Source organism: Elusimicrobium sp., from assembly GCA_015062115.1.
Lineage (GTDB): Bacteria > Elusimicrobiota > Elusimicrobia > Elusimicrobiales > Elusimicrobiaceae > Avelusimicrobium.
Genome location: SUVG01000003.1, coordinates 1 through 23,850 on the forward strand (window position 1 = coordinate 1; position 23,850 = coordinate 23,850).

At 44.4% G+C, this 23,850-nt stretch carries 22 protein-coding genes, 1 tRNA gene, 1 rRNA gene and 2 pseudogenes; 13 read left to right on the forward strand and 13 right to left on the reverse strand.

All coding sequences use genetic code 11. The features are described 5' to 3' along the window. A 16S ribosomal RNA gene (locus E7027_02385) occupies nt 1-516 on the reverse strand; the annotation flags it as partial. 1,147 nt (nt 517-1,663) lie between these two features. Here E7027_02385 and E7027_02390 point away from each other — a divergent pair. Further along, a complete protein-coding gene (locus tag E7027_02390) occupies nt 1,664-2,671 on the forward strand; it encodes a squalene/phytoene synthase family protein (GenBank protein MBE6420977.1) in 1,008 nt (335 codons plus the stop codon). A gap of 283 nt (nt 2,672-2,954) precedes the next feature. Here E7027_02390 and E7027_02395 read toward each other — a convergent pair whose 3' ends face one another. Beyond that, nucleotides 2,955-3,338, reverse strand: a complete 384-nt coding sequence (locus E7027_02395) for a MazG family protein (GenBank protein MBE6420978.1) — start codon at nt 3,336-3,338, stop codon at nt 2,955-2,957. Between the two features lie 37 nt (nt 3,339-3,375). Here E7027_02395 and E7027_02400 point away from each other — a divergent pair, with 37 nt between their 5' ends. Genes E7027_02400 through ybeY form a run of 5 tightly spaced genes read left to right on the forward strand, consistent with a single transcriptional unit; the run spans nt 3,376 to nt 8,077 of the window. After that, nucleotides 3,376-4,713 (forward strand): hypothetical protein, encoded by a 1,338-nt coding sequence (locus tag E7027_02400; GenBank protein MBE6420979.1) that lies wholly within the window; start codon nt 3,376-3,378, stop codon nt 4,711-4,713. Between the two features lie 36 nt (nt 4,714-4,749). Continuing rightward, on the forward strand, nt 4,750-5,421 hold the full coding sequence (locus E7027_02405) for an FAD-dependent thymidylate synthase (GenBank protein MBE6420980.1): 672 nt from the start codon (nt 4,750-4,752) through the stop codon (nt 5,419-5,421). A gap of 25 nt (nt 5,422-5,446) precedes the next feature. Next, the gene (locus E7027_02410; GenBank protein MBE6420981.1) at nt 5,447-6,658 is read left to right on the forward strand and encodes a glucose-1-phosphate adenylyltransferase; all 1,212 of its coding nucleotides are present in this window, start codon (nt 5,447-5,449) and stop codon (nt 6,656-6,658) included. A gap of 37 nt (nt 6,659-6,695) precedes the next feature. Continuing rightward, nucleotides 6,696-7,640: a PhoH family protein gene (locus E7027_02415; protein ID MBE6420982.1), complete on the forward strand. Its 945-nt coding sequence runs from the start codon at nt 6,696-6,698 to the stop codon at nt 7,638-7,640. Next, the gene (ybeY, locus tag E7027_02420; protein MBE6420983.1) at nt 7,637-8,077 is read left to right on the forward strand and encodes an rRNA maturation RNase YbeY; all 441 of its coding nucleotides are present in this window, start codon (nt 7,637-7,639) and stop codon (nt 8,075-8,077) included. Before E7027_02415 ends, ybeY begins: the two co-directional genes overlap by 4 nt. Nucleotides 8,078-8,414: 337 nt before the next feature. Here the strand turns inward: ybeY and E7027_02425 are convergent. From E7027_02425 to E7027_02460, 8 genes and pseudogenes are all read right to left on the reverse strand, one after another. Next, nucleotides 8,415-8,534, reverse strand: a pseudogene (locus E7027_02425) (prepilin-type N-terminal cleavage/methylation domain-containing protein). Nucleotides 8,535-8,635: 101 nt separating this feature from the next. Beyond that, nucleotides 8,636-9,199: an aminoacyl-tRNA hydrolase gene (locus E7027_02430; protein ID MBE6420984.1), complete on the reverse strand. Its 564-nt coding sequence runs from the start codon at nt 9,197-9,199 to the stop codon at nt 8,636-8,638. A 3-nt stretch (nt 9,200-9,202) separates the two neighbouring features. Then, nucleotides 9,203-9,853 (reverse strand): 50S ribosomal protein L25, encoded by a 651-nt coding sequence (locus E7027_02435; protein ID MBE6420985.1) that lies wholly within the window; start codon nt 9,851-9,853, stop codon nt 9,203-9,205. 32 nt (nt 9,854-9,885) lie between these two features. Then, nucleotides 9,886-10,830 (reverse strand): ribose-phosphate pyrophosphokinase, encoded by a 945-nt coding sequence (locus tag E7027_02440; GenBank protein ID MBE6420986.1) that lies wholly within the window; start codon nt 10,828-10,830, stop codon nt 9,886-9,888. Next, nucleotides 10,823-12,226 carry a UDP-N-acetylglucosamine diphosphorylase/glucosamine-1-phosphate N-acetyltransferase gene (gene glmU, locus E7027_02445; protein MBE6420987.1) on the reverse strand — a complete coding sequence of 468 codons (1,404 nt, stop codon included), beginning with the start codon at nt 12,224-12,226 and terminating at the stop codon, nt 10,823-10,825. The genes E7027_02440 and glmU overlap by 8 nt, the downstream gene beginning before the upstream one ends. Before the next feature lie 232 nt (nt 12,227-12,458). Then, a complete protein-coding gene (rplT, locus tag E7027_02450) occupies nt 12,459-12,806 on the reverse strand; it encodes a 50S ribosomal protein L20 (GenBank protein MBE6420988.1) in 348 nt (115 codons plus the stop codon). An 11-nt stretch (nt 12,807-12,817) separates the two neighbouring features. After that, complete coding sequence (gene rpmI, locus E7027_02455; protein ID MBE6420989.1) at nt 12,818-13,024, reverse strand: 50S ribosomal protein L35; 207 nt, start codon at nt 13,022-13,024, stop codon at nt 12,818-12,820. Nucleotides 13,025-13,124: 100 nt separating this feature from the next. Then, entirely contained in the window at nt 13,125-13,670 is a 546-nt protein-coding gene (locus E7027_02460) for a translation initiation factor IF-3 (protein MBE6420990.1), read from the reverse strand. 220 nt (nt 13,671-13,890) lie between these two features. Between E7027_02460 and nusB the strand changes: the two genes are divergently transcribed. Both nusB and ligA read left to right on the forward strand, forming a co-directional pair. Then, nucleotides 13,891-14,304 carry a transcription antitermination factor NusB gene (gene nusB, locus E7027_02465; GenBank protein ID MBE6420991.1) on the forward strand — a complete coding sequence of 138 codons (414 nt, stop codon included), beginning with the start codon at nt 13,891-13,893 and terminating at the stop codon, nt 14,302-14,304. A gap of 9 nt (nt 14,305-14,313) precedes the next feature. Next, entirely contained in the window at nt 14,314-16,299 is a 1,986-nt protein-coding gene (gene ligA / locus E7027_02470) for an NAD-dependent DNA ligase LigA (GenBank protein ID MBE6420992.1), read from the forward strand. Between the two features lie 329 nt (nt 16,300-16,628). On the opposite strand, the pseudogene E7027_02475 reads toward ligA, so the two are convergent. From E7027_02475 to E7027_02485, 3 genes and pseudogenes are all read right to left on the reverse strand, one after another. Next, nucleotides 16,629-16,742: pseudogene (locus E7027_02475) on the reverse strand (prepilin-type N-terminal cleavage/methylation domain-containing protein). Between the two features lie 215 nt (nt 16,743-16,957). Continuing rightward, on the reverse strand, nt 16,958-17,635 hold the full coding sequence (locus E7027_02480) for a MarC family protein (GenBank protein MBE6420993.1): 678 nt from the start codon (nt 17,633-17,635) through the stop codon (nt 16,958-16,960). 320 nt (nt 17,636-17,955) lie between these two features. Next, nucleotides 17,956-18,030 (reverse strand) — tRNA-Val (locus E7027_02485). A gap of 123 nt (nt 18,031-18,153) precedes the next feature. Between E7027_02485 and E7027_02490 the strand changes: the two genes are divergently transcribed. From E7027_02490 to E7027_02510, 5 genes are read left to right on the forward strand one after another with little or no spacing between them, the layout of a single operon-like run. After that, nucleotides 18,154-19,170 (forward strand): AI-2E family transporter, encoded by a 1,017-nt coding sequence (locus E7027_02490; GenBank protein ID MBE6420994.1) that lies wholly within the window; start codon nt 18,154-18,156, stop codon nt 19,168-19,170. Between the two features lie 7 nt (nt 19,171-19,177). Next, complete coding sequence (locus tag E7027_02495) at nt 19,178-20,470, forward strand: AmpG family muropeptide MFS transporter (GenBank protein ID MBE6420995.1); 1,293 nt, start codon at nt 19,178-19,180, stop codon at nt 20,468-20,470. 2 nt (nt 20,471-20,472) lie between these two features. Further along, on the forward strand, nt 20,473-21,357 hold the full coding sequence (gene murQ / locus E7027_02500) for an N-acetylmuramic acid 6-phosphate etherase (GenBank protein MBE6420996.1): 885 nt from the start codon (nt 20,473-20,475) through the stop codon (nt 21,355-21,357). Further along, entirely contained in the window at nt 21,350-22,438 is a 1,089-nt protein-coding gene (locus tag E7027_02505; protein MBE6420997.1) for an anhydro-N-acetylmuramic acid kinase, read from the forward strand. The genes murQ and E7027_02505 overlap by 8 nt, the downstream gene beginning before the upstream one ends. Continuing rightward, complete coding sequence (locus tag E7027_02510; protein ID MBE6420998.1) at nt 22,435-23,847, forward strand: hypothetical protein; 1,413 nt, start codon at nt 22,435-22,437, stop codon at nt 23,845-23,847. The genes E7027_02505 and E7027_02510 overlap by 4 nt, the downstream gene beginning before the upstream one ends. Nucleotides 23,848-23,850 lie beyond the last annotated feature (3 nt).

Here is a 23,850-nt window from a genome sequence, read left to right on the forward strand (position 1 = left end):
CTTACCGCGGCTGCTGGCACGTAGTTAGCCGTGGCTTATTCGATGGGTACCGTCATTTTTTTCTTCCCCATCAAAAGGAGTTTACAATCCGAGAACCTTCATCCTCCACGCATCGTTGCTGGATCAGGCTTTCGCCCATTGTCCAAAATTCCCCACTGCTGCCTCCCGTAGGAGTAGGGCCCGTGTCTCAGTGCCCTTGTGGCCGGTCGCCCTTTCAGGCCGGCTATCCGTCGTCGCCTTGGTAGTCCGTTACACTGCCAACTAGCTGATAGAATATAAGACCGTCTCCAAGCGATAAATCTTTGATATCTAAATGATGCCATCTAAATATGTTATGGGGTATTAGCAATCCTTTCGGACTGTTATTCCCCACTCAGAGGTAGGTTTCTTATACATTACTCACCCGTCTGCCACTAAACTTTACTTTGTATTGCTACAAAGCAAAGTCCCGTTCGACTTGCATGTGTTATGCACGATGCCAGCGTTAACTCTGAGCCAGGATCAAACTCTCCATTAGAATTAATTACCTTTAAATCGCAAGCGGTTTAAAGGTCCTCAATCGCTAACAGCGAGCTGTTGACATTTGACTCTACTTACTTTTGAATTAACTTGGTGTCATAATATAGTATATGACTTACTTTAATGAGCCTTGAACTGTTAAACCTTGCGGTTTTTCCGGTTCAAATCGCCCATTCGCACATTGCTGTCAAATTTTCAGAGAGCAAAAATTCCTCGTTGCTGTTTTTCAAATTGAAAAAAGCAGTGGAAATTTTTATTAACTTCTTTGCGCTGTAAAAGCTACAAAGATATTATAACAAAATTTACTTCGCTTTGTCAAGCCTTTTATTAAAGACTTTCTTCAACTACTCGGCTTGTCAATTCTTACTACTCTTATATTAAAGCATATTTTTTTGAGTTTGTCAAGCGATTTTTTCAAATCTTTCAAACTGCCTGTTGCCTGCTTTCTGGCCACATTTATATTAAAGCATATTTACAACTAATTGTCAAGTCTTTTTTATACTTCTTGATTATCCAAGGAAGTCATGGCCGCTAAGGACCGAAGGGTTAAGACTGACGGTATTATTTATTTTTGTTTTTATGTTCGTGTAAAACTAACTTGATCCGCTGGGCTCAGTCCATCGGCTGCCTTTTCTAATATAAGGTGATGTTTCGCTGCAGAAAAGTTTTCTGTTTACAACTGTTATAAAAACGAAAGAAGTTTTTTGTTTGTTAAAAGATCAGTTCTGACTACTCTTATAGTCTAGCAAAAAAAGACAGAAATGTCAAGACCCATTTTTCTATTTTTTCAAAAACATGAAAAAGGGCTCTTGAAAACTTCCGTGGAAACAAAGCCTTTTTTGTTTCCTATATAACTAGTATATCTAATTTTGTTTTATTTGTCAACTCTTTTTTTCTCCGTCGATAAAAAGAGTTTTTCTATGCTTTCTTTTTTGATTCTTTGCAAAAAAGAATAACAAAAAAATATACTCGTTATTTCTATATAAAGGATACCAAAATCTTTCTCTTTCCGTCAACTTTTGCTTTTCTTTTAACATTTTACCGTACGCGCGCGTATGCGCGCTCATATATTTAAGTATTCCTCTCCAAAAAGTTTCGGCATATTATTCATACCTTTTCGGCGGAAATTTGCTATCTTATATGTATGGATACGGAAACTCTTTTGAAAAACACTTCCCGCAGTTTGTACCTCAGCGTACAAGTTTTGCCTAAAGCAATGCGCCCGGCTTTTTCCATTGCCTATTTGCTTTGTCGGTACGCCGACACCATTGCAGACACCGCTATCCTGCCCCTTCATCGTCGGCTACATTGGATTGAACAATTCAAATCCCTTGTCGTAGAGCAAGATTCCAAACAAATAGAACAACTTATTCGGGAAATTGACGGAGCCTCCGAAAACCCGTATGAAAAAGAACTTATCAAACAACTCCGCCCGTGTTTAGAGGCCTTTAACCGCATTTCCGCCAAACAAAAACCTTTAATTTTGGAAGTGGTGCAAGCCGTTTGCGAAGGAATGTGCTTGGACTTAAACTTTTTCCCGCAGGAAACAGAACCAAAACCCAAGGCGTTTCCGTCTCATAACGAATTGGAACATTATTGCCGGCTGATGGGTGGTATGCCCGGATTGTTTTGGAGCAAACTTATTTATACTACCTCTTGTATTCGTATGCCGGAAGAAAAATTTTACGAACTGGGCAAGTACATCGGAGATGCTTTGCAAATTGTAAATATTTTGCGTGATATTCCCAAAGATTTACGCATCAACCGTTGTTATTTCCCGCTGAAAGATTTAGCAAAAGAAGGTCTTTGCGAAACAGATTTATTAAGCGGGGAAAACTCCGCACGGTTTGAACCCATTAAAAATAAATGGATTTTGTGGGGGGTAGAAAGATTAAAAAGCGGGAAAAAATACTTCCGCCAACTCCCCAAATGGCAATTCGGCCAACGCGCAGCGGTGGCCTGGCCTATGCTTTGGACGGCGGACAGCCTTTTCAAACTTCGCGAAGAAAAAGATTTGCTAAACCCCCAAAAACGCGTCAAAATATCCCGCAAAATTATTTATTTCACCATATTCTTAACGCCTTTTATTTTAATCAGCAACACTTTATTTGAAAAGTGGCTGGATAAAAAACTGCGTAAGTTCTCTCGGTAGAAGTTTTCCCCATATCAAAAAAGACCTATGTATAAAAATAGGCCTTGAAAATAAAACAAATATCCTTATAGTATGTGTAAGTACTTAGGGATCGCCCGACTTCCTTGGTTGCAGTTGTGAAGGTACAGCGTACTTTCCTATTGCTTAAGACCCGGATACGGAGCCCCCTTAGGAACGAGGAACATAAGTCATGATGATGACACTAATGAGCTAAACCCCCGAAATAATATGCGGGGGTTTATTTTTGCGGTTAAAATTATGTGGTAAGGTTTTTAGAAAGAAATTATTTTTCTGCCCGTTCCTTCTTTTTCATTTCCTTCCACAAGGCGAGCGCTTCTTCGGGGGTGGAGGCTTTGGCTCCGTCGCCGAACACATGCGGGTGGCGGCGGTGAAGCTTATCATACAAACCGGTGATAACATCTTCTATCGTAAATTTCCCCTCTTCAGCGGCAATTTGGCTGTGAATCAACACTTGCAACAAAACATCGCCCAACTCTTCCTTCATGTTTTCGTCATCTTTATTGTTAATAGCATCGATAAGTTCCTGCGCTTCGTTCTGCAAACATTTAATCAGGGTTTCGTGTGTTTGTTTTTTATCCCACGGGCAACCGTTCGGCCCGCGCAAAATAGCAAAAGTTTCCACCAAATCGTTAAAAGTAGGTTTCATTTGTAGCCTCTTGGAAAAAATGGTATACATTTATTATATGAAAATAAAATTCTGCCGATACATTGTTTTAGCTGTTTTGTTTTTATTCCCGTCGCTGGCTTTTGCACAGTTGACGGTTGTGCGTACCGACGGAAATAAAGTGTATATTGATATTTCTTCTTTGTCCCGTTCTGTACAAACCGGAGACACTTTCAAAGTTATTTTGTCTTCCGAAAAATTAACCAACCCCACTACCGGCAAAGAATTGGGCCTTGTTCATAACTATTCTGCCGAGGGGAAAATCACGGAAGTGCAACCTTTGTATGTGGTGGGAGAACTCCCTTCCGCCGAACAAATAAAAGTGGGGCAAGAAGCGGTGTTAGAAAACAAAGAACCCTCCAAAAACCCCGAAGAAAAAGGCCTTTCCAAACCCGCTAACAAGTCGAAAAAAACGACTTCTGTTTCTTCACGCAAAACCATTGTCTACGAACCGGTTGAGCAAGAAATCATCAGCCTGACGGAAGCCGATATTACCGCTCCGCGTGCCCGCAACTTGGTTACGCTTTCCAAAAAAGGACAAGTAACCGTGTGGAACCGTCAAGGCGAAACCTTACAGGAAGTTTTGTCTTATCAAATTGCAAAAAATAAAACGCCGCTAACTATCTCGGCCGACCGCGTACGCGATTGGAAATTGGCCGAAATTTTTGTTTCGGTGTACGATAGCGCCCGCGAAAGAATTTCTACCATCGTTTTAGAAAACGCAAACGGACAATTAAAAGAAATTGACTCGTTGCCTTATTTCGTAAAAGAATTAGGTTGCGGAAGCGATAAAGACATCTTCGCCCAAAAACCCTTCGTTTCGGGTTCTCGCCCGGGCAACGCGCGCGAAGTAGATTATGAAAGAGGCAGTTTTAGGCTCGACGATGACACCTTGCGCACACAACGCAACTGGCTGACGGGGGTAAATCGTTACGATATTACCAAAGACGACTCCGATAACTTTATTTATACCTCTTCCAACGGTAAAATCCGCATGACTTTGCCTCTTGGGAAACGTGCCGAAAGCAAAGATATTTTTGCAACGGCTCCAAATCGTGTAAAATATAAACAGGAAGTTTTAGAATTCTATCCTTCTTTACAAGTTTTCGGGCCGGACGGGCGGGCTACTATCGCCGCTGTGGAAAACACCGCCAAAATGGGGTTACTTTCCGATACTTTCGGCCAATATCAGTCCGGAAAAATTCATTTCTTGACCTTCGAAAAAGGTCGCTTAAACATTACCGACACCGTAGAATTGGACGGTTTTGTTTATGATACTGCCTGCACGAACACAACCGTTTTAACGGCTGAAGTTCTTCCGGACGGAAACAGCAGTGTCGTAGAAATTTCAAAATAATTTAGGAGAAATACTGTGCAACAATCAAACGAACAAATCAATGTGTTAGACAAGGGCTTCGTGCGCTTGGTAGATTTTATGGGAGGAGACCAACGCGCCGTGCAATCTGCCCGGGTGTCTTTCGGTGCGGTTTCCAAGGGCGAAGAACAAGACAAACGCCTGATTAAATACTTAATGCAACATGCCCACCATACTCCGTTTGAGCACTGCTATTTCCAATTTCATATCTGCTGCCCGATTTATGTAGCACGCCAATGGATGCGTCATCGCTGGGGTTCTTACAACGAAGTAAGCGCCCGTTACACCGAAGTAAAAGACGAATTTTATATCCCCGAACAGTTCCGCGGACAGGATACCAAAAACAAACAAGGTTCCGTGGCTGATTCTCAACTTGATAATGAAGCCCTTCGCAAAATTTACGAAGAAAGCATCGAAGCCTCTTATGCGGCTTATCACAAGTTAATCGAAGCCGGCGTGGCGCGCGAAATGGCGCGCGGCGTACTGCCGGTTTGCCAATACACTCAATTTTACTGGAGCGTCAACGCCAGAAGTTTATTCAACTTCCTTTGCCTGCGCATGGATAAACACGCACAAAAAGAAATCCGTGTATATGCAGACGAAATTGCCAAAATCGTAGCGGAAAAAATGCCGTGGTCGTGGGAAGCCTTTGAAGCCTTGAATAAACAACTGCCGTTGGGCTCTGAATAAAAATTCGTCTTACTAGGGGAACCTCATGAAAATACTGGGCATGATTATGGCCGGAGGGAAGGGGGAACGGCTTTATCCGTTAACAAAAGACCGCTCCAAACCTTCTGTTCCGTTCGGCGGTAAATACAGAATCGTGGACTTTGTGCTTTCCAACTTCGTTAACTCGGGGATTTTTTCCTCGTATGTGTTGGTGCAGTACCTGTCCCAAAGTTTAATTGAATACCTGCGCACCTCTTGGAGAAGCGAAGGCATCATCGGCGACCATTTTTTAACCTGCGTACCGCCGCAAATGCGTTTGGGTGAAATTTGGTATCGCGGCACGGCGGACTCTGTGCGCCAAAACATCAATTTGGTAAAAGATTTCGCACCGGACTTGGTAGCCATCTTTGGGGCGGATCATATTTACCGCATGGATATCCGCCAAATGATTGATTTTCACTTGAAAAACAAAGCGGATGTTACCGTAGCAGCCAATACCGTATCTATCCAAGAGGCTACCGCCTTTGGGGTGCTGGGAGTGAACAAAGAAGGGCGCATTGTCCAGTTTGATGAAAAACCTGCCAATCCCACCCCGATTCCGGGCAACCCGAAAGCCGCTTTTGCCTCTATGGGCAACTATATTTTTAACACCGATGTTCTGTTGCAAGTGCTCCAAAAACGCTTCTGCGATGTGCCCGCCTTGGACTTCGGCAAACATATTTTGCCTAAAATTCTAACGGACTACAGAACTTTCGCCTACGATTTCCAAAGTCAAGTTTTACCGGGGGCCAAACCCTACGAAGAACAAGGTTATTGGAGAGATGTGGGAACGATTGAGTCCTTCTGGCAAACCAATATGGATATGTTGGGCCCGACCCCCAAGTTGGATCTCAACAACCCCGCTTGGCCCATCAATACCACGCTTAACCGCGTTCCCGCTACCAAATACTTGGGAGGGACGGTAACCAATTCCATTGTCGGGGCCGGCTGCGTTATCCACCCGAAAGCCAAAATTAAAAACTGCGTTATCAGCGATAGCGTAATTATCGGCGAAGGGGTGGAAATGGAAGGCTGCGTAATTATGGATAACTGCGAAATTAAAGCAGGCGCCAAACTTAAAAAAGTAATTATGGACCGCTTTAATACCATCGCCCCGAAACAAACCATCGGCATCAATGTAGAAGCAGATGCGCAAAAATACTACATTGACCCGTCGGGTATTGTAGTTATCCCGCGCGGTAAAAATAAATTCTTATAATCACAAGCGCGGCCCTTAAAAGCCGCGCTTTTCTTTTATGATAAAAACCCTAAAACTTAAAAACCAAGAAGAAATTTTAATTGCCCTGGGTATTCAGGATCGCAAGTTGAAGGCTTTGGAAAAAAACTTCAAAGTGACTGTCTTTGTTAAATATGATGAAGACGGAAACGGCGCTTTGTTATCCGTCAAAGGGACAAACTCCCGCGTGGATAAAGCCTTAGCCAAACTCCAAAAAGACCTGACTCTTAATGATGACAAACGCCCGCTGGATACCACCCAGGACACAATCCCTTTTGCTAATAATGTGGTTTTCCGCCCCGAACACGCCCGCCCCATAGAAGCCCGCAGCGAAAACCAAAAAAAATACATAGAGGCCGTTTTTGCGCATGACTTGGTTATTTCTTCCGGGCCTGCCGGAACGGGCAAAACTTTTTTGGCCTGTGCGTGTGCTTTGCGTGCTTTGGAATTGGGCCTTGCCCAACGCATTGTAGTTACACGCCCGATTGTGGAAGCAGGAGAAAAGTTAGGGTTTTTGCCGGGAGATATTGAAGAAAAAGTAGATCCCTATTTGCGCCCGATTTATGATTCCTTTTACTCAATGTTGGGCATGGAGAAATTTAATTCTCTTAAATATAATAATATTTTGGAAATTGTCCCCCTGGCTTATATGCGCGGACGCACATTGGAAAAAGCTTTCATCATTTTAGATGAAGCCCAAAATACATTGCCCGCCCAAATGAAAATGTTTTTAACCCGCATGGGGGTAGGCTCTAAAATGATTGTAAACGGCGATTTAAGCCAAATAGATTTGCCCAACAAAAAAGAAAGCGGCCTCCTGCATGCCTCCGCTGTTTTGTCTAAGGTGGAAGGAGTAGCGTTTGTTGAATTTTCCGGGCAAGATGTGGTGCGCCATCCGCTTGTAAAAGATATTGTGGCCGCCTATGATAAATGGGATAAAAAACACGCCAAGGAAACAAAATGATTTCTCATATCTTCTATCAAACCGATATTCCCCGTTATTTACGCAAAACGGGACTATTCAAAAAAGCACTTGAAAAAGGGCTTAAAAACTACGCGAAACAAAACATAGAAGTAAATGTTATTTTTGTGGACGAAAAAGAAATTTTACGGGTGAATAAATCTTTCTTAAATCACCATTATGTAACCGATGTAATTTCCTTCAACCACGAAAAACCGCCCTTTGAAACAGACGAACCTTGGGCTTTTGGGGATATTTTTGTATGTTACCAAGTAGCACGCAAAAACGCCAAGGCCTTCGGCCATACTTATCTGCAGGAAATGATGATGTATGTAACCCACGGGGCACTACACTTAAGCGGCATGGACGACCACGACCCACAAGACCGCGCCGAAATGGATCGTCAAGCAGAAAAAATAATCAGCCAAGTTCTTAGTTAAAAATATAATCTGAGCCGCTTTTTGTGCCCATGGTTTTGCAAATACTTTCGCCTTTTGTGCTGTAAAAACGGCAAACCATTTTCCCGTTTTCTAACTTCACAATAGCGTAATTTGTTTGGAAGGGAAGGCGGTTGCAAACGGCAATAGCGTCCGTCCACACGCCACCGGCAGGACGACAGACAAAGTTCTTTGTTTGGAAACCCGGGATATTGTTACTTTGATAAATTACTTTTTCGCCGGGGAAATCAAAATCCAGTTTAGAAATATCTTTAGCGTAAGTGCCGTTTGCCAAGTGATACAAGGTTTCGGCATCTGCAATCGCGCGCACCAAAGTGGCCGCTTCCGCCGCGCGGCTTTTTTCAACCGATTTTTCGTATTGAGGAAGAGCCACGGCGGACAAAATACCAATGATAAGAACTACCACTAACAATTCTATTAAAGTAAACCCTTTGTTCATAAATACTCCTGTATGATTTTTATAAAAAGCAAAAATTTTGTATTTTTTCGCTTAGAGGTATTGTATAAAAACGATAGAGAAAAGAAAAGATAAGTATTTTTCTATCCGTTAAAGCGGTTCATGGCTTTTTCCAACCCTTCCTTCAAATACACTTCCAGGGCATCTACGGCACGCGTCAAAGCCTCTTTCAATACGGACTCGTCCGTTTTGGAGAAATTGGATAAAACGAAGTTGGCCAAATCAAAGCGATCCGGTTTGGGGCCAACCCCCAGGCGCAGGCGGGGAATATCTTGCGTGCCGAGTTGCTCTATCACGCTTTTCATTCCTTTTTGTCCGCCGGCCGAACCATTTTTGCGGATACGGAGTTTGCCCGTATCCAAAGAGATATCATCAAAACAAATTACGCAATTTTGCGGCGCAATTTTATAAAACCGGGCAAGGCTGGAAACAGCCCTGCCCGATTCGTTCATATAGGTTGTCGGTTTGAGGAGGAAAACATCTTGCCCCCCTACAGAAACCTTTGCATAGTCCCCTAAGTTTTGCCAGGCCTTCCAATCGGCTCCCCACTTTTCGGCGACTTCGTCCAACACCATAAAACCGGCATTGTGCCGCGTACGCGCGTATTGAGAACCGGGATTTCCTAACCCAACCAAGAGGTATTGCATAAACTATTTGCCTTTGGTCAAGTTGCCTTCGGCGTCTTTTTTACCTTTGGTGGAAGAGCTGGCGGGTTGAGCAGCATCATCAGCCACATCGGCGGCATCCTCTTTTTGTACCGTCAAGAACACCACAGGGGCTTCTTTATCGGTTACGAGTTCAACACCTTCCGGCAAATTGATATCTCCGGCCAACAAACCTTTGTTGATGGTTACGCCGGTGATGTCCACCACGATTTCGTGCGGGATAGCACTTACCAAGGCGCGGACTTCGAGTTGGCGCAAGATGTGTTCCACCATGGCACCATATTGGGCCACATCGGCGGGGGTGCCTTCCAATTTAAGCGGAACGACTACGTCCATGGTATCTTTCATGGCTACGCGTTGGAAGTCAGCGTGGATCGGGTTATCGGTTACAGCGTGGTATTGGATTTCTTTTACGAGCACCAATTCTTTGGCACCGTTCAAGTCCATTTCCACAATAGTGTTTTTACCGGCTTTTACGATTTTTTCCAAATCTTTTACGCTCACGATAATGCTGACGGGTTCTTTATGGCCGCCGTACACCACGGCCGGGATTTTCTTCTCCGCACGAATTTGGGAGAGGGTCCCTTTCACGCCGATCCCTTCGCGGGTAACGGCAGTAATGCTTACTTTTTCCATTTTATTCCTCCGAATTTTATACAAAATTCTTATTAGTTAAACATATCGCTGATGGAGCGACCGTCGTGGTTGCGCTTAATGGCGTCCGCTAATAAATAAGAGACGGACAACACATCCACTTTCGGGCCTAAATCCCGGATAGGCAAAGAGTCGGATATAATCAACTTTTTGATATCGGAATTGTTAATTCTTTCCATCGCGTTGCGCGACAACAAACCATGCGTGCAAACCGCATAGATTTCACGAGCGCCGCGCTCTTTGATTTTTTGGGCAACGGTGGTAAGAGTACCGGCCGTGTCCACAATGTCATCAAAAATGATTGCTACTTTATCTTTTACATCGCCGATAACATTATATACCACTGCTTCGTTGGCTTTGGGGCGGCGTTTATCGATAATAACAAGCCCCGCATCCATACGGGCGGCAAATTTGCGGGCGCGTTCCACACCGCCCACATCCGGCGAAATAACCACAATATCTTCGCGGTTAAAATCTTTGAAATAGTCCAAGAACACTTTGCGGGCACGCAAGTGATCCACGGGGATATCAAAAAATCCCTGAATTTGACCGGCGTGCAAATCGACCGTCATAATACGGTCGGCACCGGCTTCGGTGATTAAGTTGCTGGCTAATTTAGCCGTAATCGGTACACGCGGGGAAGCCTTGCGGTCGGCACGGGCATAACCGAAGTAGGGAATAACGGCCGTAATTTTACCGGCACTGGCGCGTTTGAACGCGTCAATCATAATCAAAAGTTCCATCAAACTTTCGTTGACGGGCGGGCAAGTGGGCTGAATGATATAGCAATCATGCGCACGCACACTTTCCAAAATTTGCACATCAATTTCGCCGTCGGCAAATCTTTCTACACGCAATTTACCCAAATCCATATTCAGGTGGCTGCAGATTTTTTGCGCGAGGGCAAAGTTGGCATTGCCGGAGAAAATACGCAAGTCCCCGTTTACGCTTTTAGTCATGTTTTTTAACACCTTTTTTTTCTAACACTACCTGGCGCGCACGGGCAATGCCCAAAGATTCCGCCGGAACTTCTTTGGTAATGGTGGAACCTGCGCCGATTTTTGCATATTCGTGCACCGTTACAGGTGCTACAAAATTGACATTGGAGCCCACAAATACATGGTCGCCAATCACCGTTTGGTGTTTATTTACCCCGTCATAGTTACAGGTGATGGCTCCGGCCCCTACATTTACACCGGCTCCCATTTGAGTATCGCCGATATAACTGAGATGATTAACCTTGGAACCTTCCCCGATAACCGATTTTTTAATTTCGGAAAAATTCCCTACTTTTGCACCTTTTTTAAGAACCGATTTCGGGCGCAAGTGTGCATACGGCCCGATTTGGCATGTAGATTCTATTTCCGATTCTTCAATATAAGTTCCCATTTTCAGGACGACATTGTCCCCGATAATAGAATCTTTAATATAGACATTTCCTTCAATATAGCAGTTCTTACCGATAACCGTTTTGCCGGAAATATAACACCCGGGACACACCCACGTATCTACGCCGATTTTTACTTCGGGGTCGATATATACTTCTTTCGGGCGAACCAGTGTAACCCCTTCTTCCATCAAACGGGTGGCTACACGGTCACGCAAGATTTGTTCGGCTTCGGCTTGTTGAACTTTGCTGTTAATCCCCAAGGCTTGCTGGTAATCATCACTGCCGAAAACCAACACCGGAAGATTCATTTGTTTAATAAGGGCCAATGTATCGGTTAAATAAAATTCGTTTTTAGGGCCTTGAGGAGTCAGTTGAGTAAGGGCTGTTTGCAAAGATTTGGACTTGAACACATACATACCGGAATTGATTTCACGAATTTTGGCCGTGTTCTCATCGGTATCCGTTTCTTCCACAATGTTATCAAAACTGCCGTCTTGCGCACGGATAATGCGCCCGTACCCTTTGGGGTTGGGAACGGTTACGCCCAACACCACACACCCGGCTTCGTTCGCATCGAACGCGTCGTCCATGCGGGCAAGCGTTTCCACACGCAAAAGCGGAGTATCCCCGTTTAGAATCATTACTTTTTCAAATTTTTGAATTAAAGGAAGAGCTGCTTTTACGGCCGAGGCAGAGCCGGATAAATCGGTTTGGTGCACAAAAACAACGGGCGCAGTAATACCCCAATCGGACAAATGTTCTTTTACTGCGTTAATGACTTGTTCGGCTTCGTGGCCCACAACAATACCTATAGCCGAAGGATTTAACGCTTGCGCCGCTTTCAAGATATGTGCAATGATAGGAGTTCCGCAAACCACATGAAGCGGTTTGGGAAGGGGAGATTTCATGCGCGTGCCTTTACCGGCAGCGAGAATAAGTACACACAGATTTTTTTTGGCTACCATTTTGTTTAACTCTTGCCTAAAAAAGAATCTAACTTGTTAGAAACAAATTATATATATATTATACCAAAATCCTGCACTATAGCCAAGCAAAGGAATCGGTACTTCCTGCCCTAGGCCCGGCATTAAATATATTTTACCATTTATACTTACAGGCAGGAACAACTTTTTCAACAAATAAACAACCCCTGCCTTTTGGGCAGGGGTTTTAGCAAATACTTGTTAAACCAAACGCTTAGGCGGCTTTTACCACGTCCACCAATTTCTTGAAGGATACGGGGTCTTTAATCGCCATTTCGGACAACATTTTGCGGTTAAGCGTAATGTTGGCTTTGGCCAAGCCGCTGATGAATTTGGAGTAAGACAAACCTTCTTCTCTTACCGCGGCGTTAATGCGGGTGATCCACAATTGGCGGTAGGTGGTTTTTTTGTCTTTGCGGTCCACATAAGCGTGCACGCCGGATTTGTCCAGCTGCTGGGTGGCCATGCGTAAGCGGCGGGATTTATCTCCGTAATAACCGCTTGCTCTTTTCAATACTTTTTTCTTTCTTGCGTGTCTGGCAACGCTGAATTTAATTCTCATGTTCTAACCTCTTATTTGGCCATGGGGAGATATTTTTCCAAGATCTTCCCTTTGTTGGACTCGGGCGTAATGACGCCGGTCTTTCTCATACCGTGTTTAATGGAGGCAGAAACAGGCGTTAACAAGTGTTTTCTGCCGGCTTTTCTGTGGGTGAATTTACCCGTGGCGGTTTTTCTAAAGCGTTTTTTACCGCCGCTGTGGTTTTTCAATTTAGGCATTTTAGTATCCTTTTATTTAATTGATGTTTTTTACACTACCTATGCCGGGAGCCGGTCAAGCCCCGCACACAGTCACAACAAAAAACACCTAAAAATCTGTTTATTTATCGTTTTTGGGTACAAAGGTCATGGACATACGGTTACCCATCTGTTGAAGGCCACCGTCTACGTTGGCTAAAGGTTCCAAACGTTTGGCGGTGTCGTTCAAAATTTGTATGCCAATATCTTTGTGTTGGTTTTCGCGACCGTGGAATACCACTACGAAACGAACCATATCTTTTTTGCGCAAGAAATCTTCAATCTGGCGCACTTTTACATCTAAATCATGCGGAGCAATGCGCGATTTGATGCGCAATTCCTTCATGGTTACTTTGGCTTGTTTCTTTTTGGCTTCCGCCGCTTTCTTTCCCTGTTCGTAAACATACCGGTTGTAATCGAGTATCTTACACACAGGAGGTTGGGCGTTGGGAGAAATTTCCACTAAGTCCAACTCTTGTTCTTTGGCCAGTGCAATTGCTTCTGCAATGGGTTTAATACCAATCATGGTACCGTCGGAATCAATCACGCGGACTTCCGCCGCGCGAATATTCTGGTTTCTGTTGTACAAGTCTTTCTTGTAAGTTCTTCTGTTATCGAATCTGGCCATTTATCTGTTCTTTCAAAAAAATCGTTCCGCTCGGGAACACTATTATTATAGCATCTTCCAATACAAATAGTCAATTTGAGGCGGCATAAAAATTCCCTCAAAAAGGTCTTTTATAAATTATACTATTTCCGGGGCCCGTACTAAAAGTTCTCTGCAAGAAACGAGAGAAATTTGCTAAAATACTAATAACTTCTTTATAAATTTTCGCAAGGGGATCATCATGAGCAACAGAAGAATGGCCCGGGAATGTGCCCTGCAATCTCTTTATTACGCCGACAACTTAGTCACTGCCGACGAAAACAATAATGTTTCTCGTTATGCGGCCGATTTTAAGAAAGATTTAGGGGATTTCTTCCCCTTCTGTGAAGACTTGATAACGGGAACGACCGCCAATCTTCAGGAAATCGACAAACTCGTTTCCGCTTATGCCAAAAATTGGACGGTTGCCCGCATGTCCGCGGTGGATCGCTCCATCTTGCGTATGGCCACTTACGAAATGGTCTTCAGCCCGGAACGCACCCCCGTGCCTGCCATTATTGACGAAGCCATTGAACTCGCCAAAAAGTACTCTACGGAAAATTCCAGCAAATTCATCAACGGTTTGTTGGACCAACTGAAAAAAGAGCGCAAATAGAACCCGGTTATGTATCCGAAAGACGAAATTGAACGGCTTAAAAAACTGATCAATTATCACAATAACCTCTATTATAATTTGGACAATCCTATTTTGTCCGATACCCAGTACGACGAACTTTACAAGCAGCTCAAAGATTTAGAAGACCAATATCCCCAATACCGCACGCAAGATTCCCCTACCCAACGGGTAGGCGGAAAGGCTGTTAATCTTTTTACGCCCGTCAAACACGCGGTGGCGATGATGTCGCTAGACAATTCCTACTCACCCGAAGATATCCGCGAGTGGTACGAGCGCACCGCCAAAACTTTACAACTAAATGATTTTGAAATGGTAGTAGAAGGAAAGATTGACGGGGTTTCCTGCTCGCTGACATACGAAAACGGCGTTTTGGTAAAAGCCGCCAGCCGCGGAGACGGAAAAACAGGGGAAGACATTACCGCCAATGTTCGTACTATTAAAAATATCCCGCAACAGCTGACAGATGCCCCGCAGGGGACTTTAGAAATTCGCGGGGAAGTCTATTTAGATAAACGAGATTTGGAACAATTAAACAAAGTGCAACAACTGCGCGGCGAAAACATTTTTGCCAATACCCGTAACGCCGCGGCCGGTTCTCTTCGGCAAAAAGACTCCCAAATTACGGCCACCCGCCCGCTTAAATTTTTTGCTCACTCTTTTGGCGCGGGCAACCTTACGCAAAGCAGTTTCAGCGAATTTATAGAAATTTGCCGCAAGTGGGGCTTTTCCATTTGTCCGGCACGCACCAAAACCAACCAAATCGCGGAAGTAATCCGCTTTTACCAACAGTTCGAAAACTCCCGCCACCAACTCCCTTTTGATGTGGACGGGTTGGTAGTAAAAGTAAACCGCTTTGATTACCAACGCATTTTGGGCGCCACCGCCAAAAGCCCCCGTTGGGCCATTGCTTTTAAGTACCCGGCTCCGCAAGCCACCACTATTCTAAAAAATGTTATTTTTTCCGTGGGACGCACCGGCGTTATTACCCCTGTAGCGGAGTTGGAACCCGTACCCTGTGCGGGGGTGGTAATTTCCAATGCCACTTTGCATAATTTTGACGAAATAAACCGCTTGCAAGTGCGCGTAGGGGACAGCGTGATTGTGGAACGCGCAGGCGAAGTGATTCCCAAAATTATAAAAGTGGCCGAACACAAAGGCTCTCAGGAAGTTCTTCCTCCCGAAAAATGCCCTTCCTGCGGGGAAAAGGTTTATAAAGAGCAAGACGAAGTAGGGTACTACTGCATTAACCCCGCGTGCCCGGCCCAATTGCGCGCAAGACTGCTACACTTTGCGTCCCGCCATGCCATGGATATCGACGGCTTGGGCGATGTGGTTATGGATTTGTTGCTGGCCAATAATTATGTAACCGATTTTGCCGACATTTACGGTTTAACTTTTCTGCATTTATTAAATTTGGAAAATTTCAAAGATAAAAAAGCCCAAAATCTGTTGGACGCGATTGAAGCAAGCAAACAAAAACCGCTGTCCAAATTATTATTCGCGCTCGGAATTGCGTTTGTGGGAGAAAAAACCGCCGAAATATTGGCGGATAAATTCCACACGCTCGATGCCCTCAAAGAAGCTAGTTTGGAAGAGTTGCAAAGCGTTCCCGAAGTGGGCGAAAAAGTATCTCAAGCCATTTACGATTTTTTCCGCGATTCACGCGTGTTGGAATTGTTGGAACGCTTGCGCGCGGCGGGGCTCAATTTTACACAACCGCAAAAGGAACTTTCCGGCAATATTTTTGACGGGAAGACCTTGGTATTTACAGGGGAACTAAAAACCATGACCCGCACCGAAGCCGAACAAATGGCTAAACAATACGGCGGAAAAGCCAGCGGAAGTGTGTCTAAAAAAACCTCGTATGTAATTGCGGGAGAAGCCGCCGGAAGCAAACTGAAAAAAGCGGAAGAACTGGGAATTCCCGTACTGACGGAAGAAGAATTTTTGAAGATGATAAATTCCGCTAAATAAAAGATCTTCAGGAACTGTGTTTACGAAACAGTACGCACTGTGTAGTAGAAAGTATCGCCGGGGTCCTTATAAGAGAATGTTCCATACTCCGCACATACCTTTTGTGCCAATTCACCCCAAGCAATACATTCCACTTTGTAAAAATTAGGATTTATTTTCAACTCAAAAGTTATTCCGCCAGAATGTTTCATCATACAAACCGCAGTGCCACACGTCCACTTGTCACCGACATCTATCGTCAAATCTTCAACATTCAATGCATAACTACCATTAGCTAACTTATATTCAGCTTGGGCTGTCTCCATGGCTTTTAACATTGGCATCATTGAAGCCGCCCGCGACTTCAAAACCGATTTTTGATACTGAGGAAGAGCCACTGCAGACAATATACCAATGATTAACACTACAACCAAAAGTTCTATCAAAGTAAAACCCTTTTTCATACAAAACCTCTTATAAACAGATTTACGGCAAGCAAACAACATTTTAATTCTTTCTGCCTGCCGATTAGGTACATTGTAAGAAAAAAAAAACGGGTCAAGCCTTGGGCGAGAAACCCTCTTTTTTACGACCCCAAAAAAACAAAAAAGTAGTCGCCCCGAGGCGCGTTTTATAAACCGGGTAAAAGCGGGCCTCACATAAAACTATCAATTATTTTTTAATGGCCGGCATGAGTAAAGGAAGAATCTAACACTCCCGGCAACAGTTGGGCGACCCCGTCAATCATAAACTGCATGGCAATCGCGCACAAAATCATACCCATAAAACGAATCACAATTTGAGTTCCGTTCGTGCCGATTTTATTAAAAATATAACGGGAACTGACAAGAACTACCCCCACAATTACCGAACACAAAAACAGCATGGCCAGCATCACAATGCCCATGGTGATGGATGTGGTTTTTTCCGCATACAAAATAACCGTGGTAATAGAACCCGGCCCGATAAAAAGCGGCATGGCCACCGGCACCAAAATATGGCTCAAACGATTGCGTGCCTGATCAAAAGTGCCGCTACTGCTGGCGGCGGTTTCAATGCCGTGGCTTTCAAATTTTCCTTTCCCTTGTAACATGCGAAGCCCAACTATCAAAATAATAATCGACCCCGCTAAACGGAAAGCCGGAATGGTAATACCAAAAGCAGTAAGAATTCGGTTCCCAAAAATAAAAAATATGGCCATCAAAATAAAAATAGATAAGGCCATCAAAATGGCTACCGCACGCTGTACATTGGGGGGCTCATTTTCTACATGTTCCAAAAAAATCGGCACGTTTCCAATCGGGTTCAAAATAGCAAGCATACCGATAAATGAGTTAAAAAGCAAACTCCATTCCATGGTTATTTACATTCTCCTGTAAAGAAAAATAGCCTGCTTCAAAGCAGACATATCTAAACTATAAAAATAGTATATAAAAAACCCGCATAAAGCGGGTATTTTTCTTAAATGGTGGGCAGTACAGGATTTGCCTTCCAATAAAATCCCTGACGGTGTTTTTTTGCAGGCCGGGCTCGCGGTTTTTGCCTCTCGCTTTTTACACAAATAACACACGCTCAAACAAAAACATCGCTGCGCCTTTCAAATCCTGCCGCGCATAAAGCAGTTTATGCGCTACAGCCCTAGAACAAAAAACCCACACAATGTGGGGTTTCAAAAAATGGTGGGCAGTACAGGATTTGAACCTGTGACCTTCCGCGTGTGAGGCGGACGCGCTACCGCTGCGCCAACTGCCCTTAAAATCTATAATTTATTATAGCAATTTATTCATTGCTTTGGAAGATTTTTCTTTTTCCGGCACGCAAAACTCCTCTTTTGTTTTGCCGTAACTTTGCTATACTAAAAACAAGAGGAACTTTATGGCATCTAAAAACATATTGGAAAAATTTGCTCCCATCAATAATATCTGCCTGATGATTTTAGCAGGCTGTGCGGCTACTTGGGTTTTGGTTTATACCAAAACGATGCTGATGCCGTTTGTCATTGCGTTATTTATTTCTATGGTAGCCGGAACCCTGGCCAACAAAATGAAAAAGAACTGGAACGTGCCTTATACCTTGGGGCTTATCATCAGTTTTTTGGCTTTTTTGGCTATCATCACCTCGTCCGTGTTATTCATCTCCGGTTCTATTGAAAGTTTTGTGGCCGGAGCCGATATCTACGGTGAACGCGTCAGCGACAGCATCGATTGGGTACTTTTGCAAGCACAGAAATACGGAGTAAATGTAAATGCCCAATTCGTGGCAGACACCGTGGCCAAATTACCCGTTTTTAATATGGTAAAAAGCGTGGGAAGCACCTTGGTATCTATTCTTACCAACTTAATGCTGATTACCTTGTTTGTTATCTTTATTTTCATGGGTAAAGCGACCGAAAACAAACCTTCTTTGGTAAGCAATGTTCAACAGCAAATTTCCTTTTATTTGATTATTAAAATTTTTGTTTCTCTTTTAGCGGCCGGATTTACCTGGATTGTGTTGGCCTCCGTCAAAACGGAATTGGCTTCCATGTTAGCCGTGCTTACTTTTGTACTTAATTTTATTCCCAATATCGGCCCGTTTATTGCTACCATATTACCGGCGCCGGTGCTCTTTTTACAATACGGTTTCGATTGGCATATCCTGATTGTGCTGGCCCTGTTGACGGCGATTCACTTTGTTATCGGCAACATTTTGGAAACCAAATGGCTCGGCAAAAGCATGGATTTGGATCCCATTGTTGTGATTGCCTGCTTAATTTTTTGGGCCCTTGTTTGGGGGGTGATGGGGGCACTTCTTGCCGTGCCGATGACGGCTATTATCAAAATTATATTAGCCAAAAACGAAACCACCAAGCCTTTGGCTGATTTGCTTTCCGGTAAATATTCTTTCAAGTAGAGGGTATATGCAAAAAAATCCGTGGGCGTTTATCCCTTCCCTTTATTTTGTGGAAGGGCTTCCGTATATTTTAATCAATGTCGTTTCGGCGGCCCTTTATACCAAAATGGGTATTCCGAACGACATTTTTGCTTTTTGGACGGGCTTTTTATATCTTCCGTGGACGCTTAAAATGTTTTGGAGTCCGCTGGTGGACGGTCGTTCCACTAAACGCAAGTGGTTGCTTGCCTGTCAGTTTTTATCCGCCTTTATTTTCTTTTTTATTGCGCTTTGTTTAAGGTGGAATTCCTTTTTTGCCGCTTCGCTGGGAGGTTTTATGGTAGGAGCGTTTATTTCCGCCACTTATGACATAGCCACCGACGGCTACTATATGCTGGCATTATCCCCGGAGCGCCAGGGATATTTCATTGGAATCCGTACTATTTTTTACCGTTTGGCTATGATTTTCGGCGGAGGAACTCTGCTGATGCTCATTGGCCTGTTGGAAACTTCTACCCAAAGCGTTCCTTTGGCGTGGAGCCTGGGCATGGGCGGAATAGGCCTTCTTTTTCTCCTCTTTGCTTTTTATCACGCCTGGATACTTCCTCTCCCCGAAGAAGACAAACCCGCCGTTTCTACCGGGGAAAAACCTGTTTTTGCGGAAGTTTTCAAAACTTACTTTTCCCAAAAAAAGATTGCTTACATTTTGCTTTTTATTTTGCTTTACCGTTTGGGCGATGCCATGTTGGAAAAAATCATCACGCCTTTTTTAATCGGCGAGCCCGAAACGGGAGCCTTGGGTTTAACCACCACCCAATTGGGTTTTATTAAGGGAACGCTCGGTTTGGCGGCCGTTATCGCCGGGAATTTGACGGGCGGCTTTTTGCTTGGGAAATTCGGTTTCAAAAAATGTATTTGGCCGTTTGCGCTCGTGCTTATTTTGCCGAATTTCTTTTATGTGTATATGGCTTACTGCACGCCGTCTGTCACCACGGTGGCCGCATTGATTACCTTGGAACATTTCGGCAACGGTTTGGCCCTCATGGCCTTTATGGTATTTATTATGTATGTTTCCCAAGGAAAGTACAAAACTTCCCACTATGCTATTTCTACCGGGATAATGGCTATCGGCATGATGCTTCCTTCCATGCTTTCGGGCAAGTTACAAGTGGCGTTGGGGTACAAACATTTCTTTGTGGCGGTGGCTGTTTTAAGCGTATGTATGTTAAGCGTTATTCCGCTTACCTTCAAAATAAAATCAATTGAACAAACCGAACAATCTTTCAAAAAACATAAAATGTCCTTGGCGGACGCGGAGTAAACATGAACAAAATTTCTCCAACCGAACAGATAAACCCCCTTACCAAAGGGTTAGATAAAATGACCCCTCTGCAAATTGCCCGCGCTATCAATGCGGAAGATTTTACCGCGGCCAAAGCCGTTAAAAAAGCCCATAAACAAATCGCGCAGGTAATGGTAATGGCCGCACAAACGCATGCTTCGCGCAAAAAAATTATTTTTATCGGAGCGGGAACCAGCGGACGCTTGGGCATTTTGGAAGCGGTGGAGTGCGTGCCCACTTTTGGAGTGAAACCTTCCCAAATTATCGGCCTTATTGCCGGCGGAAAGAAAGCCGTTTTCCGCTCGCAGGAAGGCGCGGAAGACGATGATAAACAAGGAGCCAAAGAAATTACCCAAAAAGCACGCAAGGGAGATTTGGTTATCGGCTTGGCTGCCAGCGGAAAAACCCCGTATGTACAAGGAGCCTTAAAAGCTGCCCAAAAATTAGGAGCGCAAACGGCTCTTGTTTCCTGCAACCCGTATGCCCCTGCCGAGTATGCCCAAGTGCATATTTGTTTGGAAACGGGCCCCGAAGCCTTAAGCGGTTCCACCCGCATGAAGGCCGGCACGGCTACCAAACTCGCACTCAATGCCATTACCACAGGCGCCATGACTTTGTGCGGCAAAACGTACGGCAATTTAATGATAGATGTTCAGCCCTCCAATAAAAAATTGGTTGCGCGCGCCGTCCGCCTGATTTGCCAAGTAGCCCAAACGGACGAAAAAACAGCTATATCTCTGTTAAAAAATTCCGGCAAAAGCGTAAAAACAGCCGTTGTGATGCACAAGAAAAAAGTTTCGCGCCAAGAAGCCAACAAACTTCTTCAAAAACACAAAGGATTTTTAACGGAGGTTATCGATGACTAAAATTGCTCTGGGCCTGATGAGCGGCACCAGTGCCGACGGGCTGACCGTTTGTGCCGTTTATCCAAAACCTTTCCAAATTCTTTGTTTCAAAAACTATGCCTATCCCGCATCGTTACAAAAACGGCTTTTATCCGCCTATCAACTTACCGCTCCGGAATTAAGCGCGCTTCACTACGAGTTGGGGGCTTTGTATGCACGGCTTGTAAAAAAATTTTTGAAAGAATTTTCTGTTTCTCCTAAAAATTTATGTGTTATCGGCTCTCACGGACAAACGGTTTATCATGGCCCGCACGATAAAGTACCCAATACTTTACAAATAGCAGATGCCTCTGCTCTTGCGTGCGAAATAGGAGTGCCCGTCGTTAGTGATTTTCGCGCCAAAGATATTGCTCTTGGCGGAGAAGGGGCCCCCCTTATGCCTTTTTTTGATGAATACATTTGGGGCAAAAGAATCCCAAAAATCTTATTGAATATCGGCGGAATTTCCAATTTTTCCGTAGTGGGGAAAGGCCAACAGACCGCAGGCTTTGATGTCGGCCCGGGAAACACTTTAATCGATTTGGCATGCCAACACTTTTTCCGCAAACCTTTTGATAAAGACGGCCACCTTGCCGCACGCGGAATACCCGATAAAACCCTTGTCGGAAAATTGTTAAAGCAAAAGTTCTTTTCGCAAAAACCGCCGAAAAGTTTGGACAAAAATGCCTTCGGAACAGATTATTTAAAAAAATATTTCAAAACAACGCTCCCACAAAATCCATACGATTTAATGGCCACCCTTACTTATTTTACCGCGGCCGCCATTGCCAAAGCCGTAAAAGACTTTGTGCCCGCAAAGGCTCAACGGGAATTGGTTGTTTCCGGCGGGGGGTGTTATAACAAAACCCTTCTTAATTACTTAAAAGAACTTTTACCGCATCTGAAAGTAAGCACCACTCTTTCTTATCACATAGATCCGCAAGCCAAAGAGGCCGCCGCGTTTGCCTTGTTTGCGTGGTTAACTTTGCAGAAAAAAATAAATCATTGTGCGCGCGCCACGGGAGCCCGCAAAAATACCATTTTAGGAAAAATTACCCTATGAAAAAGGAAAGACTTGTCCACCCCGGATTTTGGTTTGATAAAACCCCGTTGGAAGAGGCCCTTGCTCTTGCCGAAAGAGGAGTGGGAGGGTTTTGCATTTACGGCGGAACGCGCGAACAAATAAAACAATTTACCCAAGCGGTACGCAAAGTTTCTGTTTATCCTCTCCTCATTTCCGCCGATTACGAAGACGGGTTAGGCCGTTGGGTGGCAGATGCGGAACTGTTGCCTTCCAACTTGGCTTTGGGGGCGGCAAACGATGAAACCCTTTCTTTTGAAAAAGGACTTTTAACGGCCCGACAAGCCAAAAGTTTGGGGGTAGATTGGGTCTTTGCCCCGGTAGTAGATTTGGCGGATAATCCGCTAAACCCCATTGTTAATACCCGCTCGTTCGGGGAAGATACGGCTTTGGTTACGCGCCTGGCAGCGGCATTTATGAAAGGGCTTAATCAAGGCGGGGTATTAAACAGCCTGAAACATTTTCCGGGGCATGGCGATACTCAAACCGATTCTCACCTGGCTCTTCCGCTATTAAGTAAAACATTGGAAGATTTGCGCCAAAAAGAATTAAAACCGTTTCGGGAATTGTTGCCTCTGGCCGACAGCGTGATGATAGGACATTTGCTTTTCCCGCACTTAGATCCCGAACACCCCGCTTCTCTTTCCAAAATTTTGGTAAGAGACTTACTGCAAAAAGAAATGGGTTTTGAGGGTTGTGTGATTACGGACGCACTCCTTATGAAAGCGTTGGGAGACGAGAAACAAGCCGCTTTGTTGGCTTTACAGGCGGGAGCGCATATTTTACTGGCACCGGAAGACCCTTTTGGCCTATTAGATTTTTTGGCAGAACAAAAAATTACGGACGAAATTCTTGCGCGTTCCGAAAAAATTCAAAACGATTTGTGCCAAAAAGTATCCCAAACCCCCGCCCCCAAAGAAGAAGCCTTTGCTCCCAACGCGCTCTCCCGACAAACGGCCCAAAAAGCCCTGGTGCAAACGGGGGATTTTCCTTCCTTAAAGCCGGGAGATACTGTATATTATGTGGAAATCGGGCGCAGTCCAACCGTCAGTGCAGAACCTTTTTTGAACACCCTTATCCAAAAGGGAATTCAAGTGAAAAAATGGGAAGGGAAAGGCGATAACCTGATGATTTTATGCTTTCGGCGTTACCAAGCCTTTCAGGGGAAAATAGAATTGGAAGAAGAGGATATTTTACTCGCAAGAAAAGCCGCCGAAACCGCCCGGAACAGCGTTTTTGTCGCCTTCGCCAGCCCTTGGGCGGCCAAAAGCCTGCCGCAAGCCAAAAGCACACTTTTGACCTTTTCCCCCGCCGCACCGTTTCAAGTATTTGCGGCAGAGGTTTTGCTAGGAGAAAAAACTCCCGCTGGGAATCTTCCTTTCCGCCAATAAAAA

Excerpts from the sequence above, each read along its gene's own strand:
- E7027_02390 (MBE6420977.1), top strand. The coding sequence starts at position 1,664 with ATGGATACGGAAACTCTTTTGAAAAACACTTCCCGCAGTTTGTACCTC.
- E7027_02395 (MBE6420978.1), bottom strand. The coding sequence starts at position 3,338 with ATGAAACCTACTTTTAACGATTTGGTGGAAACTTTTGCTATTTTGCGC.
- E7027_02400 (MBE6420979.1), top strand. The coding sequence starts at position 3,376 with ATGAAAATAAAATTCTGCCGATACATTGTTTTAGCTGTTTTGTTTTTA.
- E7027_02410 (MBE6420981.1), top strand. The coding sequence starts at position 5,447 with ATGAAAATACTGGGCATGATTATGGCCGGAGGGAAGGGGGAACGGCTT.
- E7027_02415 (MBE6420982.1), top strand. The coding sequence starts at position 6,696 with ATGATAAAAACCCTAAAACTTAAAAACCAAGAAGAAATTTTAATTGCC.
- ybeY (MBE6420983.1), top strand. The coding sequence starts at position 7,637 with ATGATTTCTCATATCTTCTATCAAACCGATATTCCCCGTTATTTACGC.
- E7027_02430 (MBE6420984.1), bottom strand. The coding sequence starts at position 9,199 with ATGCAATACCTCTTGGTTGGGTTAGGAAATCCCGGTTCTCAATACGCG.
- E7027_02435 (MBE6420985.1), bottom strand. The coding sequence starts at position 9,853 with ATGGAAAAAGTAAGCATTACTGCCGTTACCCGCGAAGGGATCGGCGTG.
- E7027_02440 (MBE6420986.1), bottom strand. The coding sequence starts at position 10,830 with ATGACTAAAAGCGTAAACGGGGACTTGCGTATTTTCTCCGGCAATGCC.
- glmU (MBE6420987.1), bottom strand. The coding sequence starts at position 12,226 with ATGGTAGCCAAAAAAAATCTGTGTGTACTTATTCTCGCTGCCGGTAAA.
- rplT (MBE6420988.1), bottom strand. The coding sequence starts at position 12,806 with ATGAGAATTAAATTCAGCGTTGCCAGACACGCAAGAAAGAAAAAAGTA.
- rpmI (MBE6420989.1), bottom strand. The coding sequence starts at position 13,024 with ATGCCTAAATTGAAAAACCACAGCGGCGGTAAAAAACGCTTTAGAAAA.
- E7027_02460 (MBE6420990.1), bottom strand. The coding sequence starts at position 13,670 with ATGGCCAGATTCGATAACAGAAGAACTTACAAGAAAGACTTGTACAAC.
- nusB (MBE6420991.1), top strand. The coding sequence starts at position 13,891 with ATGAGCAACAGAAGAATGGCCCGGGAATGTGCCCTGCAATCTCTTTAT.
- ligA (MBE6420992.1), top strand. The coding sequence starts at position 14,314 with ATGTATCCGAAAGACGAAATTGAACGGCTTAAAAAACTGATCAATTAT.
- E7027_02480 (MBE6420993.1), bottom strand. The coding sequence starts at position 17,635 with ATGGAATGGAGTTTGCTTTTTAACTCATTTATCGGTATGCTTGCTATT.
- E7027_02490 (MBE6420994.1), top strand. The coding sequence starts at position 18,154 with ATGGCATCTAAAAACATATTGGAAAAATTTGCTCCCATCAATAATATC.
- E7027_02495 (MBE6420995.1), top strand. The coding sequence starts at position 19,178 with ATGCAAAAAAATCCGTGGGCGTTTATCCCTTCCCTTTATTTTGTGGAA.
- murQ (MBE6420996.1), top strand. The coding sequence starts at position 20,473 with ATGAACAAAATTTCTCCAACCGAACAGATAAACCCCCTTACCAAAGGG.
- E7027_02505 (MBE6420997.1), top strand. The coding sequence starts at position 21,350 with ATGACTAAAATTGCTCTGGGCCTGATGAGCGGCACCAGTGCCGACGGG.
- E7027_02510 (MBE6420998.1), top strand. The coding sequence starts at position 22,435 with ATGAAAAAGGAAAGACTTGTCCACCCCGGATTTTGGTTTGATAAAACC.